This window comes from Sorangium sp. So ce295 (genome assembly GCF_051527405.1).
In the GTDB taxonomy this organism is placed as follows: domain Bacteria; phylum Myxococcota_A; class Polyangia; order Polyangiales; family Polyangiaceae; genus Sorangium; species Sorangium cellulosum_B.
In genome coordinates this window covers 4,002,917-4,016,562 of sequence record NZ_CP150324.1, presented here as the reverse complement: position 1 = coordinate 4,016,562, position 13,646 = coordinate 4,002,917, and the positions used below count along the sequence as shown (strand labels likewise).

Below are 13,646 nucleotides of genomic sequence, written 5' to 3'. Positions count from 1 at the left end.
GAGCGTGTCGCTCGTCGTCCCTCTCGCGTAGACTCGGGCCCCCGATGCTCCTCACGCTCACCACCACGCACCGGCCGGCGACCGACCTCGGTTACCTGCTCGTCAAGAACCCGGCGTACACGCAGTCGTTCCCGCTGTCGTTCGGCAAGGCGCACGTGTTCTATCCGGAGGCGACCGAGGAGCGATGCACCGCCGCGCTCCTGCTCGACGTCGACCCCGTGGACCTCGTGCGCGGGCGCGGCGCGGGCGAGCCCGGGACGCTCGCGCAGTACGTGAACGACCGGCCCTACGTCGCCTCGTCGTTCCTCTCCGTGGCGATCGCGCAGGTCTTCGGCTCGGCGCTCGGCGGCAAGTGCCGCGACCGCCCGGAGCTCGCGGACGCGCCGATCCCCCTCTCCGCCACGATCGAGGCCCTGCCGTGCCGCGGCGGAGAGGCGCTGCTCCGGCGGCTCTTCGAGCCGCTCGGCTACGAGATCGCGGCCGAGCGCCTCCCGCTCGACGAGGCGTTCCCGGAGTGGGGCCAGAGCGCCTACCTGCGCGTCTCGCTCGCGAGGACGTGCCGGCTCAGGGAGCTGCTCGCGCACCTCTACGTGCTCGTGCCCGTGCTCGACGACAAGAAGCACTACTACGTGGGCGACGCCGAGGTCGACAACCTCCTCGCCAAGGGCAAGGGGTGGCTCCCGGAGCACCCGGAGCGCGAGGCGATCGCGCTCCGCTACCTGAAGCACAGCCGGCCGCTCTTCCGGGCCGCGCTCGCGCGGCTCGTGGCCGACGACGAGGCGAGCCCCGAGGAGGCCGAGGACGAGAAGGCCGCGCCCGAGGACCGGGGCGAGGCGCGGATCAGCCTCGACGAGGCGCGGCGCGAGGCCGTCGTCGCGGCGCTCCGCCGGGCCGAGGCGAGGAGCGTGCTCGACCTCGGCTGCGGCGAGGGCAAGCTGCTGAAGCGCCTCGTCGACGAGCGCGTCTTCGAGCGCGTCGCGGGCGCCGACGTCTCCATGCGCAGCCTCGAGATCGCCAAGAACCGCCTGCGCCTCGACGACCTGCCCGACAAGCAGCGGCGGCGCATCCAGCTCTTCCAGGCGTCGGTCACCTACCGCGACGCGCGCTTCTCGGGCTACGACGCCGCGACCCTCGTCGAGGTCATCGAGCACGTGGACCTCTCGCGGCTCGGCGCGCTCACGCGCAGCGTCTTCGAGCACGCGCGGCCGCGCGTCGTCCTCGTGACCACCCCGAACGCCGAGTACAACGCGCTGTTCGAGGGGCTGCCGCGCGGCGCGCTCCGCCACGGCGACCACCGCTTCGAGTGGACGCGCGCCGAGTTCCACGCCTTCTGCGAGGGGGTCGCGGCCGCGCACGGCTACGCCGTCGAGCACCTGCCCATCGGCCCGATGGATCCCTCGCTCGGCGCGCCGACGCAGATGGCGATCTTCACGCGCGAGGGCGGCGCGGGCGGCACGAGCAGCACCAACGGAGCGGGCGGCGGAGAGGCCCAGGACGGCGGCGCGGGCGGCGCGGGCAGCGCCCTCGCGCAGGCGACGGAGGTGGCGTCATGAGCGAGCAGGCCCCCCTCATCGTCCCTTCCCTCTCGCTCGTCGTGCTCGTCGGCGCCTCCGGCTCCGGCAAGAGCACGTTCGCGAGGGCGCACTTCAAGCCGACCGAGATCCTCTCGTCCGATCACTACCGCGGCGTCGTGTCCGACGACGAGAACGATCAGGCCGCCAGCGCGGTCGCCTTCGAGGTCCTGCACTTCATCGCGGGCAAGCGGCTCGCCTCGGGGCGGCTCGCCGTCGTCGACGCGACCAACGTGCAGGCGGACGCGCGCAGGCCGCTCGTCGCGCTCGCGCGCGAGCACCACGTGCTGCCGGTGGCCATCGTGCTCGACATGCCGGAGAAGCTCTGCCACGCGCGCAACGCCGGCCGGCCGGACCGGCAGTTCGGCCCGCACGTCGTGCGGGGCCAGAGCCGCGAGCTGCGCCGCTCGCTCAAGGAGCTCCGGCGCGAGGGCTTCCGCTACGTGCACGTGCTCTCCTCGCCCGAGGAGGTCGCGGCGGCCACGATCGAGCGGCAGCGCCTGTGGACCGATCGCCGCGACGAGCGCGGGCCGTTCGACATCATCGGCGACGTCCACGGCTGCTTCGACGAGCTCGTCGAGCTGCTCGAGGCGCTCGGCTACAAGCTGGAGGGGCTGCCGGACGCGCCGCGCGTGTCGCCCCCCGAGGGCCGGCGCGCGATCTTCCTCGGCGACCTCGTGGACCGCGGGCCGCGCTCGCCGGACGTGCTGCGCCTCGCGATGGCGATGGTCGCGTCGGGCGCCGCGCTCTGCGTGCCCGGCAACCACGACGTGAAGCTGCTGAAGAAGCTGCGCGGGCGCGACGTGAAGCCGACGCACGGGCTCGAGCGGACGCTCGAGCAGCTCGAGTCGGAGACGGACGCCTTCAAGGCGAAGGCGGCGGACTTCATCGACGGGCTCGTCAGCCACTACGTGCTCGACGACGGCAACCTCGCGGTCGCGCACGCGGGCGTGAAGGAGGCGTTCCAGGGCCGGGGCTCGGGCGCGGTGCGCGAGTTCTGCCTGTACGGCGAGACCACGGGCGAGACCGACGAGTACGGCCTTCCCGTGCGGTACAACTGGGCCTCGGAGTACCGCGGCAAGGCGATGGTGGTCTACGGCCACACGCCGACGACGGTGGCCGAGTGGGAGAACCGCACGATCTGCATCGACACCGGGTGCGTGTTCGGCGGCGCGCTCACGGCGCTCCGCTACCCGGAGCGCGAGCTCGTCGAGGTCAAGGCGCGCCGCGTGTACTACGAGCCCGCGAAGCCGCTCGCGCCGCTCGCGGGCGAGCCGAAGGCCGGCGCGCGGGGGCAGGCGTACGACGTGCTCGACATCGACGACGTGCGCGGCCGGCGCGCGATCCGGACGCGGGTGCACGGGATGGTGACGATCCGCGAGGAGAACGCGGCGGCGGCGCTCGAGGCGATGAGCCGCTTCGCCGTGGATCCCCGGTGGCTCATCTACCTGCCGCCGACGATGTCGCCGAGCGAGACGGCGAAGGACGGGGGCCTGCTCGAGCACCCGCGCGAGGCGTTCGCGTACTTCCGGCAGAACGGCGTGGGCCGCGTCGTCTGCGAGGAGAAGCACATGGGCTCGCGCGCGGTGCTCGTCGTGTGCCGCGACGAGGCCGCGCGGCGGCGGCGGTTCCGCCTCGACGAGGGGCCGCTCGGCGTGTGCACGACGCGCACGGGCAGGCCGTTCTTCTCGGACGAGGCGCGGAGCCGGGAGCTCATCGACCGGGTGCGGGCGGCGATGGATCGGGCGGATCTGTGGGCCGAGCTGCGCACGGACTGGGTCTGCCTCGACGCCGAGCTCCTGCCCTGGTCGGCGAAGGCGCAGGATCTCCTGCGCGGCCAGTACGCCGCCGTGGGCTCGTCGGGCCGCGCGTCGCTCGACGCGGCGGTGCGGGCGCTCACGATGACCGCCGCGCGCGACGAGAGCGCGCGGGAGCTGCTCGATCGGCACGCGGCCCGGAAGGCGGCGATGGACGGGTACGTGGCGGCCTACCGGCGTTACTGCTGGCCGGTGCGGTCGCTGGCGGACATCCGGCTGGCGCCCTTCCACCTGCTCGCGAGCGAGGGCGCGGTGCACGCGGCGCGGGACCACGGCTTCCACCTGCGGCAGCTCGCGCGGCTCGCCGAGGTCGATCCGGCGTTCTTCGTGGAGACCCCGCACCGCGTCGTCGACCTCTCGGACCCGCAGAGCGAGGCGCAGGCGGTGGCCTTCTGGACGGAGATGGTCGAGCGCGGCGGCGAGGGCATGGTGGTCAAGTCGTGGGAGTGGGTGGTCCGCGGCCCGCGCGGGCTCGTCCAGCCGGCGATCAAGTGCCGCGGGCCGGAGTACCTGCGCATCATCTACGGGCCGGAGTACCTGACGCCGCAGCACCTCGCGCGGCTGCGCCACCGGAGCGTGTCGGGGAAGCGCGCGCTCGCGCTGCGGGAGTACGCGCTCGGCCTGGAGGCGCTCCACCGCTTCGTGGAGGGCGAGCCGCTCCACCGCGTGCACGAGTGTGTGTTCGGGGTGCTGGCGCTGGAGAGCGAGCCGGTCGATCCGCGGCTGTGAGGGGCGGATTGCCGGGCTGCCCGGCCGCAGGAGCGGGTGTTCGTCGCGCGGGGTGGGGCCCCGCCGAACTCCCCTGGGCTCAGACATCGGCCCATCCCCTCCCCGCGCGACGAACACCCGCTCCTGCGGACTACCCTCGTCGAAGCTTCCATCGATAACCAGCACGCTGCGACTGCTTGACGACCACTCGTACGCGAAGCAGAGATCGCTCATGATCCCTCCACTGGGGCCCTCAATACCGACATGCTGGGGAGCCTGGATGGAGGGGCTCGACCGAGGGAGGGGACGATGAACGTCGCGCGTCGCGTGGGGGTGATACAGATCGTCAGCGCCGCCTTGCTCCTGTGCTGCGCCGCTGCGTGGGCAGCCCGCTCAGGAAAATCGGACGCTGTCGGCGGGGACGCCACTTGCACCGTCTCCCCGGATGGTCGCGGCTTCTGTGCTCGATGCACGCTGCGCGACACCAAGGCCGACGGAAACTATGTTCGTCTCGAATGGTCAGGCCCAGGCAAGAGCGGTAAGGACGACCTCCGGCGCGGAGCCGGGAGTACCGAGAAATACACGCATTGCTTCGACAGCAGGGGGGACTTCCGGTTCAAGGCCGTGGTCGATCGGGGGCTCATTCCGGACAGCCGGGGGAGAAACATCACGCTCCGCCTCTGAACGTGAGCTCCGCACCAGGCGGGTGGGACGAAGACGACGCCCCCGCGGCGCTCCGGCTCCCACGCACGACCACGGAGGCAGAGAAACCGAGAGCTCGCCGCGCGCCGTTGAGCGCGATCGAAAGGCCCCAGGACGTGCTCGGCCTGGAGCTCGCGTTCCTCACGGTCACGTTCGCGCAGTACCCCTCCCCCAAGACACCACATTGTAACCGCGAAGGACACAGAGCTCCTTCGCGGGAGGCGGGGGGGAATTCCCCTACGCTGCCGGGGCCATGAGGACGCCAGAAGACGCCAAGAAGCGCCAGAAGACGCCAATATTATTATATTATTCTGGCGTCTCTTGGCGTCTCTTTTGGCGTCTTCTGGCGTCCTTTGGGGTTTCAAAGACCCCATCGTCGGCCAAGCCCCCCACCGCCAAATCGCGCTCTCGTCCGTGCCCTCTGTGCCTCGCTGATTCCTTCTCTCACGAGGCCAGTAGCGAGCTGCAGCCGCTCGGCGACAGAGCGCTCCGCGGCTGACTCGGATCCGGATCGCTCGGACAGCGCGCGTCGCGGCGGCAGGGGGCCCGCGGGGCGCGGGCCCGCTTCGTCACGGCGACAGCGTGACGGACTTCGCGTCGAGCGCGACTTCGTAGTAGCCGTGCGGATCCCAGTTCAGCGGAACACCGTTCTGCTTGAGCGTGCCGCCGGTGACCGTCACACGCAGGTACTTGCCCGGCGGGAAGTTGGCGGGGAGCTGCCACGTGTAGGTCGTCGCGCCGCCGGACGTCGAGGTGGTGGCAGAGGAGACCGCCTTCTGGCCGCGCCAGTAAGCGCCGACGTTGACAACGCTGTCGAGCCACATGTCGCCGAGCGCCTTCGAGTGCTTGACGTGATCGACGAAGGCCTGGAGCCCGATGGGCTGATAAGCGCCGTCAGAGCCGCCGGTGAAGCCGTGCACCAGGACGGTGCGCCACTTCTTGGCGTCCCGCGCGCTCGTGACCTGCTGGTCCAGCACCGTCGTGGAGGCGCCGGTCGGCGGGATGTAGCAGGGCAGCGTGAACGGATCGGTCGAGTCGTTCGGCCCGATGAGGTTGTTGGCCACGCCGCGGTTGATGAGGAAGCGCGTCCTGGCGATGCCCGTGTACACGGACGAGCCGTTCGGAGCCGCCATCGTCCACACCTTGGTGCCGAACCTGCTCTCGATGAACTGCGTCGCGGCGTCCGTATCGGCGCCGCTGTCGTTGCTCGAATGGCTCTTCGTGTGGTTGCCGAGCTCGTGCCCGTCGCTCAGCGCCCTTTGCCACACCGAATTGGTCGATTCGCTCTTGCCCGTCTGGAGGTAGAAGGTGAACGGAACGTCGAGCGCGTTCAGCGTGTCGTAGTTCTGGATCTGGCTCGAGTTCGAGTCGTCGAACGTGTACGACACGGCGCCCGTGAAGCCGGCCCAGTTGATGACCCTGAACCCGCCGGCCGCGCCGGACGGCTTCGCCACATTGCTGGAGCCTGGGGGTGTCGGAAGGCCGGAATTGACCACCGGACCGCCTCCGCTGCCGCCCGCGCCGCCGCCACCTGAGCCCCCGCCCCCGCCCGCGCCGCCTGCGCCAGAGCTGGCCGACGAGCTGCTGCTGGAGCTACTCGATGCGCTGCTGGAGCTGCTCGAAGCGCTGCTGGTGCTGCTCGATGCGCTGCTGGAGCTCACCGACGTCGAGCCTCCATTCCCGTTGCCGTTGACCGACGAGATCGATGGCTTCCCCGTGCCGTTCGCGCAGAACCCCCAGGTCGTCGACGCTCCCGTCGACGCTCCGGCTCCCGTCGACGCTCCTGCTGCCAGCGAGCCATTGTAGCTCTCGTTGGTGGCGTTCAGCTGCCCGTTCGACTGCGTGATCCGCGCGTTCCACGAGCTGGACAGCGTCGCGCCGTTGAGCGCGATCGAAAGGCCCCAGGACGTGCTCGGCCTGGAGCTCATGTTCTTCACGGTCACGTTCGCGCAGTACCCCGTCGACCACTGCGACTGGTACGACAGCTCCGCCGACATCGTCCCATCCGAGCTGAGCAGCTCGCCTTCCAGCGACTGGATCTCTTCGTCGTCCGGAGACGCGGCGATGCAGGCGGCCAGGCAGCAAGCGATCGAAACCGAGCCGAAGCTCAGCAGGCTAGCAAAGCGCATGAATTTTCTCCTAGGGGCGGCCGAAAGGCCGCAAGCAAGTTCCGTAAGATGCCACGCCGACGCGCCGCGCGCAAAGCATATGACACGGCGCGCTCAACCTATCTTTGTCTCGTGGTCCCCCGATTTCGGATTTCCCATCTCCCGTTTCTGATGCCCGACCAGCGACCCTTCGATCACACCACGTACCGAGTCAAGAACAATTGCTCTCTCAAGCCCGCGACGAATCAAACACCATGCTGTAGTTCAATGTAGCGAAGCCGCATGGGGCACATCGGCGAACCACAACCTATCAGTGGCAACAAAACTATTCATCGACGCGATTCGCCGACATCGCGTCTCCCATGGCCACCCGGGTTCCTTGAAGAGAAATTATTTGAACCACAGGCGCACAGAGCACACGGATGCTCCTCTGTGCGCTCGCTGCCTCCGTGGTTCGTGCGCGAGATCAGGGCCGCGCATCGAGCGATGCGGTAACAGCGCGCCCCTCAGCCGAATCGGGCCAGGGCGACCCGCTGCCAGGTCTGCGTGAACGGTGGACGGCGCCTGCGCGCGGCGCCGCGCCCGTGAGGGCGCCGAGGTCGCCGCGCCCGCCGACTCGGCCGCCGGGATGACAGGGTTGTTACGGCGACAAGGTGAGCGCGCCTGCGTCGAGCGCGATCTCGTAGTAGCCGTGCTCGTTCCACGCCAGCGCATTTCCCCCCTGCGTCAGCGTGCCGCCATCCACCGTCACACGGACGTACTTGCCCGTCGGGAAGTGCTCCGGCAGCGTCCACGTCCAGGTCGTCTCGTCGCCAGAGGCATCGCTCGTCGCCTCCGCGAGCACCTTCTGACCGACCCAGTAGGCCCCGACGTTGACCATCGTGTCGATCCACACGTCATTCAGCCCTTTGGCGTGCTTCATGCTATCGGTGATGCTCGTGAGCTCGACGTCGGCGTACCAGTGATCCTCGGTCGGCAGGATCGTGTGGAACAGGAAGTTGAGCCACTTGCCGTCCGACCTCGCCGCGTCGATGGCCGTGTTGAACGGCTCGGCGGTCTCGCCCCCGTTCGCCATCATCGTCGGGAGGTTCCACGGATCCAAGTTGTCGTTCGGCCCGACCGTCCCGCCCTGGACGCCGCGGTTCAGGAAGAACCGTGACTTCGCCGGCTCGTTCCAGCCCGCGTCACCGAAGGGAGAGGCCATCGTCCAGACGTCGCTCTGGCCGTAGTTCGAGACGATGTAGTCGGTGCACTCGTCGATCTCTTCGATGAGGCTGCCGGCCGACTCGCCCGCGCACTCGGTCATGTCGTCATGGCAGTGGTGCGCCGTGTGGTTGCCGAGCTCGTGGCCGTCCTGGACTGCCTTCGTCCACGTCTCGTCGAAGTTCGCAGAGCTCGTTTTGTGATGGCGGGGCACACCAGCGCGCACGCTACGGGCTGACGAATCCCCTCATTTTATTGGCATTTTCGAGAAAAGAAATTGAACAGGGAGACGGGGAGGTTGGTGGGATTCCACTCCTCTCCGCCCCGCCTCCCCGTGAATTTTTCCGGAATTTCGAGGGAGGTTTCAGCTCTACGGGCTCATCCACGTCGTGCGGCTCACTGCGGCGTACTTTCGTATGCCTCGCTTCAGCGCCTGACGGCTGAGCCCGTATCCCACGAATCTGCGAGGAGCAGGAGGCGGCGGACGGCGCGCGAGCAGCGCTCCGTCCGCCGGGAGATCGCCGTCAAGCCGGGCGATCGAGCTCGTCCCAGAGGCGCACGTCGCTGCGCTCTTTCAGGAAGATCCCGCCGACCACGACGGTGATGAGCGCCACCGCGATCGGATAGAGGAGCCCCGCGTAGATGTTGCCCGTCGCGACCGTCACCGACGAGGCGATGAGCGGCAAGAGCCCGCCGAACACGCCGTTGCCGACGTGGTACGGGATCGAGAGCGACGTGTAACGCACCTTCGCAGGGAAGGCCTCGACGAGGTAGGCCGCGATCGGGCCGTAGACCATCGTGACGAACAGCACGAGCACGAACACGAGCGCGGTGAGCACGACCGGGTTGTCCGCGTTCTGCTTCATCGCCCAGAACACGGGGAAGAAGCCGATCGCGCCGCACAGGTTGCCCGCGAGCATGATCTTCTTGCGGCCGATGCGGTCCGAGAGCGCGCCGAAGAACACGAAGAACGGCATGCCGAGGGCGAGCGCGGTGGCGATCACGATCGTGGCCGTGATGAACGGGACCTTGAGCGTGTTCTGCAGGAAGTAGAGGGCATAGAACTGCCCCGTGTACCAGACCACGCCCTGGCCGGCCGTGGCGCCGAAGAGGGCGATCAGGATGACCTTCCAGTTGCGCTTGTTGCCGAGGCTGTCCTTGATGGGAGCGGTCGACGTCTTCCCCTCGGCCTTGAGCTTGCTGAAGATCGGCGACTCCTTGAGGCGGGCGCGCACGTAGAAGGACACGCCGACGAGGAGGACCGACAGGAGGAACGGGATGCGCCAGCCCCAGTCCTTGAAGGCCTCCTCGCCCACGAGGAGGCGGGTGCTGAGGATCACCGCCAGCGAGACGAACAGACCGAGCGTCGCCGTGATCTGGATGAACGAGGTGTAGAAGCCGCGCTTCTCGTCGGGTGAGTGCTCGGCGACGTACACCGCCGCGCCGCCGTACTCGCCGCCGAGCGCGAGGCCCTGGACGAGGCGGATCAGGACGAGCGCGATCGGGGCGAGCAGCCCGATCTTGTCGTACGTCGGCAAGAAGCCGATGAGCGCCGTCGCGCCGCCCATGAGCAGCAGCGTCACGAGGAACGCGTACTTCCGACCCACGATATCGCCGATGCGCCCGAACACGAGCGCGCCGAACGGGCGGACGACGAAGCCCGTGGCGAACGTGCCGAGCGTCAAGAGGAAGCTCGCCGTCGGGTTGTCCTTCGGGAAGAAGTGGGTCGAGATGATCGCGGCGAGACTCCCGAAGATATAGAAGTCGTACCACTCGATCATCGTGCCGCCAGCGGACGCGAAGATGACCTTCCAGAGCGTGGAGCTGCTGACAACCTCACGCCCGGCCGCGGGGGCCTGGTTCGTGGGCGTCACGGCGAAGGTTTGGGGAGACGTCTGTGCCATGAGAACGGTTCCTCGGAGGAGTTCCAGCGCTCGTCGAGAGGGCCGGAGACGGGCTTGGAGGCGCGCCGAGCGGAAAGAGGCAGCCAGGGTGTTCTTCATGGCTCCTCCTCACCCCGCACGCGGGGGAGGAGGAGGGGCCGGGCAGCGCGTGGGTCGATGCCCTGTCACCCCCGGCTCGCGGAATGCTGCTCTCTTTGATCTCAATACCACGCAAGCAGCCTTGAGAATACCTGTTCGTCCACGGAGCAAGCACGTTGGCGGGCTCGTTCGGCCAGGTCTCGTTACGATCGGTAACACCCGACGTCCCGCGCCGACCGCTTCACCCCGCGCCCGCGAGCGGCAGCCGGACGACGACCGTCGTCCCCCGCCCCACCGCGCTCCGCAGCGTGAGGGTCCCGCCGTGGTCCTCGACGATCGAGCGCGAGAGCGGCAAGCCGAGCCCCGTGCCGCTCGGGTCGCGCTTCGTCGTCACGAACGGCTCCAGCACCGCGGCGAGGAGCTCCTCGGGGATGCCGCTGCCGTGGTCCTCGACCTCGACGACGATCTGGCCCGCGTCGATCCACCCTCGGACGGCGATGAGCGCGCCGGCCTCGGACGCGTCGCGGGCGTTCGCGAGCAGGTTGACGAAGACCTGGACGAGCTCGCGCCGGTCGCCGATGACGACGAGCGACTCGGGGCAGGCTTGATCCACCCGGACGTGGGGCGCCGCGCGGTCGAGCCGGATGAGCCGCACGGCCTCGGCGACCACCTCGGCGAGCGCCACGCGCCCGACCCGCGCGCGCGCGCCCTCGCCGGGCTTCGGCACGGCGCCGGTGCGGCTGTGGTCGAGCAGCGAGCGCAGGATGGCCTCGATGCGCGCCGCCTCGCCGAGGATGAGGCCCGCCCGCGCGCGGATCTCGTCGCTGTCGGACTCGGCGCGGAGGTTCTGCGCGAGGCAGGCGATGCCGGTGAGCGGGTTGCCGACCTCGTGGGCCACGCCGGCGGCGAGGCGGCCGAGCTGGGCGAGGCGGTCGCGGTGGGCGAGCTGCGCCTCGAGCGCGCGCTGCTCGGTGCGGTCCTCCACGAGGAGGACCACGCCCCCCGAGGCGGCGCGCGCGTCGAGCGGGTCGAGCGCGGCGCGGTGGACGCGCAGCGAGCGCGCGCGGCCGGCCACGTGCGCCTCGATCTCGTCCGCGCCGGCCTCGCCCGCCGAGGCGGCGCGGGCGGCGCGCGCGAACAGCTCCGCGAACGGGGCCGGCAGCCGGTCGAGCGGCGCCCCGACGAGGTCGCGCTCCTCGGCGCCGACGAGCGCCTCGAGGCGCCGGTTCACGAGGCTGATCGCGCCGTCGGAGCCCACGGCGCAGACGCCGAGGGGGAGCTGCGCGAGCACCGAGCGGAGCCAGCGCCGCAGGAGGTCGAGCTCCTTCGCGGCGCCGACGAACGTCGTCGTGGCCTCCCCGCGCGCGAGGCGCCGCTCCAGCCAGCGGAGCTCCTCGGTGAGCGCGCCGCTCGCCGCTCTGCCGCCGAACGCCCCGGGGGCGGCCTGCGCGTCCGCTTCGGCGACGGTCCTCGCGAGCACCGGGCCGACGAGCGGCGACAGGTTGCGGTGCAGGCGCTCCTGCAGCGCGTGGAGCTCCGTGGGCCGCGTCTCGTCGCGCGGGATGTCGAGCTCGATCCGGGCGCGCGTGACCTCGAGCGCGGCCGCCTCGCGGCCGAGCAGCCGCGCGAGCCGCTCCTCCAGCGCGCCCACGCTCGAGGCCACGGTCGCGCGCTCGACCGACGGGCCGATCTCGCGGCGCGTGCACAGGCGCGCCGCCTCGCGCTCCTCCTCGGCCGGGGGGCGCAGGAGCGAGACGAGCCCGAGCGTGGCGCCGTTGACGGCGAGCGACACGAACGTGGGCAGCGACCAGGTGTCCGTGGCCGTCACGTACAGGGCGGGGTCGGCCTGGCCCGCGCCCTCGCGCAGGAGATCGAGCCACCCCGGGTCGAGCCCGGACAGCTCGGGCAGGAAGGGCGCGAGGCAGGTGGCGGTCCAGGTGCCGATGCCGGCGAGGAGCCCGGCGAGGAACCCTGCGCGCGTCGCGCGCTCCCAGAAGAGCGCGGCGAGGAGCCCCGGCAGGAACTGCGCGAAGGCGACGAACGACACGATGCCGCTCTCGACGAGCAGCCCGCGGTGCGGCTGCGCGCGGTGGAAGAGCCACCCGCCGGTGAGGATGACGATCAGGAGCCCGCGGCGGAGCCACAGCACGCGCGCGTAGACGTTGCGGCGCAGCGTCCTCCGGGCGATCGGCAGGAGCAGGTGCGTGGCGCTGGCGCTCGCGAGGGCGACGGCGGTGACCATGACCATGGCGCTCGCCGCGGAGATGCCGCCGATGAACGCGGCGAGCGCGAGCCAGCCCTGGCCGAGCAGCTGCGGCACGAGCAGCACGTAGCTGTCGGCGGGCTCGGCCGGCGCGAGGCGGGTCCCGGCCCAGAGGACGGGTAGCACGGGCAGGTTGAGCGCGAGCAGGAAGAGCGGGAAGGCCCAGGCCGCCTTGGCGAGCGCGCGGTCGCCGGCGCCGCCCGCGAACGCCATGTGCCACTGCCTCGGCAGCAGGAAGGCGGCGGCGAAGCTGATGACGAGCATCGACGTCCAGCCGCTGTCGTCGCGCACGGGGCGGCCGAGCGCCTCGACCTCGGCGGCGTGATCGCCCAGCCAGTCCGCGAGCCCGCCCGCGCCGCCGAAGGCCCCGAGCACGGCGACGAGGCCCACGACCACGAGCACGGCGAGCTTCGCCGCCGACTCGAACGCGACCGCCGCCGCGAGGCCGTCCTCCCGCCCCTGCTCGGCGGCCGGGCGAGCGCCGAAGAACGCCGTGAAGAGCGTGAGCAGCGCCCAGAAGACGGCGCCCACGGCCTCCTCGTGCCCGGGCCCGGAGAGCACGCGGACCGACTGCTCGGTCGCGCGGAACTGCTGCGCGACGTAGGGCACGCTGGCGACGACGGAGAAGGCGGCGACGACCGCCCCCGCCGCGGGGCTCTGGAAGCGGAAGGCGAAGAGGTCGGCGAGCGAGGAGAGGCGCTGCTCGCGCGTGATCCGCAGGACGCGCGACCAGAGGAGCGGGGTGGCGATGCACGCGAGCGTCGGGCCGAGGTAGACCGCGAGGAAGACGAGGCCGTGGCGCTGCGCGAAGCCGACGCCGCCGTAGTAGGTCCACGACGAGGCGTAGACGCCGAGCGACAGGGCGAGGACGAGCGGGTGGCGCGCGACCGCGCGGGGGATCCGCTCGCGCTGCGCGGCGAGCGCGATCGCGGCGAGCACGGCGAGCCAGGCCACCGTGGCGAAGAGGAGGACGCCGACGTCGATCACGGCGGGCCTCGATCACCGGCGCCGGGGGCCGGGTCGCCGCGCTCGCGCTCGCGTTGGCCTCGGGCGAGATCGCCGCTTGGTAGGTCGCCTCGGTCGCCGCGGTCGGCGCGCGTCGCGAGCACGGCGAGCGCGATCAGCGCGGCCCAGACCGCGAAGACCGCGGCCACCGCGAGCAGGCCTCGGGCCCAGAGCAGCCGCGCCGGCGACACGAGCAGCACCGTGCCCAGCAGCATGAGCACGAGCGCACGATCCGCCGCGCCGGCATCCGCGCCGTGTCCTCCGGTCATGCGGAGAGGCTACTCAGG

At 70.8% G+C, this 13,646-nt stretch carries 9 protein-coding genes and 1 pseudogene; 4 read left to right on the top strand and 6 right to left on the bottom strand.

Annotation, left to right across the window (positions count from 1 at the left end):
• Window positions 1-44 precede the first annotated feature (44 nt).
• The 3 genes from WMF11_RS15300 (at window position 45) to WMF11_RS15290 (ending at window position 4,780) form a co-directional block, all read left to right on the top strand.
• Complete coding sequence (locus WMF11_RS15300) at window positions 45-1,553, top strand: 3' terminal RNA ribose 2'-O-methyltransferase Hen1 (protein WP_437977980.1); 1,509 nt, start codon at window positions 45-47, stop codon at window positions 1,551-1,553.
• Window positions 1,550-4,117, top strand: coding sequence for a polynucleotide kinase-phosphatase (locus WMF11_RS15295; RefSeq protein ID WP_437977979.1), 2,568 nt, complete (start codon window positions 1,550-1,552; stop codon window positions 4,115-4,117). Before WMF11_RS15300 ends, WMF11_RS15295 begins: the two co-directional genes overlap by 4 nt.
• A 288-nt stretch (window positions 4,118-4,405) precedes the next feature.
• On the top strand, window positions 4,406-4,780 hold the full coding sequence (locus tag WMF11_RS15290; protein WP_437977978.1) for a hypothetical protein: 375 nt from the start codon (window positions 4,406-4,408) through the stop codon (window positions 4,778-4,780).
• Window positions 4,781-5,367: 587 nt separating this feature from the next.
• Here WMF11_RS15290 and WMF11_RS15285 read toward each other — a convergent pair.
• Window positions 5,368-6,252, bottom strand: a complete 885-nt coding sequence (locus WMF11_RS15285) for a polysaccharide deacetylase family protein (protein WP_437979311.1) — start codon at window positions 6,250-6,252, stop codon at window positions 5,368-5,370.
• Here WMF11_RS15285 and WMF11_RS15280 point away from each other — a divergent pair.
• On the top strand, window positions 6,212-6,604 hold the full coding sequence (locus tag WMF11_RS15280) for a hypothetical protein (protein WP_437979436.1): 393 nt from the start codon (window positions 6,212-6,214) through the stop codon (window positions 6,602-6,604). The genes WMF11_RS15285 and WMF11_RS15280 overlap by 41 nt on opposite strands.
• Here WMF11_RS15280 and WMF11_RS15275 read toward each other — a convergent pair.
• The 5 genes and pseudogenes from WMF11_RS15275 to WMF11_RS15255 all read right to left on the bottom strand — a co-directional run.
• Window positions 6,604-6,795: pseudogene (locus WMF11_RS15275) on the bottom strand (cellulose binding domain-containing protein); the annotation flags it as partial. The gene WMF11_RS15280 and the pseudogene WMF11_RS15275 overlap by 1 nt on opposite strands.
• A 751-nt stretch (window positions 6,796-7,546) precedes the next feature.
• Window positions 7,547-8,323 (bottom strand): polysaccharide deacetylase family protein, encoded by a 777-nt coding sequence (locus tag WMF11_RS15270; RefSeq protein WP_437977977.1) that lies wholly within the window; start codon window positions 8,321-8,323, stop codon window positions 7,547-7,549.
• A 310-nt stretch (window positions 8,324-8,633) separates the two neighbouring features.
• The gene (locus tag WMF11_RS15265) at window positions 8,634-10,013 is read right to left on the bottom strand and encodes an MFS transporter (RefSeq protein WP_437977976.1); all 1,380 of its coding nucleotides are present in this window, start codon (window positions 10,011-10,013) and stop codon (window positions 8,634-8,636) included.
• A 319-nt stretch (window positions 10,014-10,332) separates the two neighbouring features.
• The gene (locus WMF11_RS15260; protein ID WP_437977975.1) at window positions 10,333-13,341 is read right to left on the bottom strand and encodes an ATP-binding protein; all 3,009 of its coding nucleotides are present in this window, start codon (window positions 13,339-13,341) and stop codon (window positions 10,333-10,335) included.
• Complete coding sequence (locus WMF11_RS15255; RefSeq protein WP_437977974.1) at window positions 13,338-13,628, bottom strand: hypothetical protein; 291 nt, start codon at window positions 13,626-13,628, stop codon at window positions 13,338-13,340. Before WMF11_RS15255 ends, WMF11_RS15260 begins: the two co-directional genes overlap by 4 nt.
• Window positions 13,629-13,646: the final 18 nt, after the last annotated feature.

Excerpts from the sequence above, each read along its gene's own strand:
- WMF11_RS15300 (WP_437977980.1), top strand. The coding sequence starts at position 45 with ATGCTCCTCACGCTCACCACCACGCACCGGCCGGCGACCGACCTCGGT.
- WMF11_RS15295 (WP_437977979.1), top strand. The coding sequence starts at position 1,550 with ATGAGCGAGCAGGCCCCCCTCATCGTCCCTTCCCTCTCGCTCGTCGTG.
- WMF11_RS15290 (WP_437977978.1), top strand. The coding sequence starts at position 4,406 with ATGAACGTCGCGCGTCGCGTGGGGGTGATACAGATCGTCAGCGCCGCC.
- WMF11_RS15280 (WP_437979436.1), top strand. The coding sequence starts at position 6,212 with ATGACCCTGAACCCGCCGGCCGCGCCGGACGGCTTCGCCACATTGCTG.
- WMF11_RS15265 (WP_437977976.1), bottom strand. The coding sequence starts at position 10,013 with ATGGCACAGACGTCTCCCCAAACCTTCGCCGTGACGCCCACGAACCAG.
- WMF11_RS15255 (WP_437977974.1), bottom strand. The coding sequence starts at position 13,628 with ATGACCGGAGGACACGGCGCGGATGCCGGCGCGGCGGATCGTGCGCTC.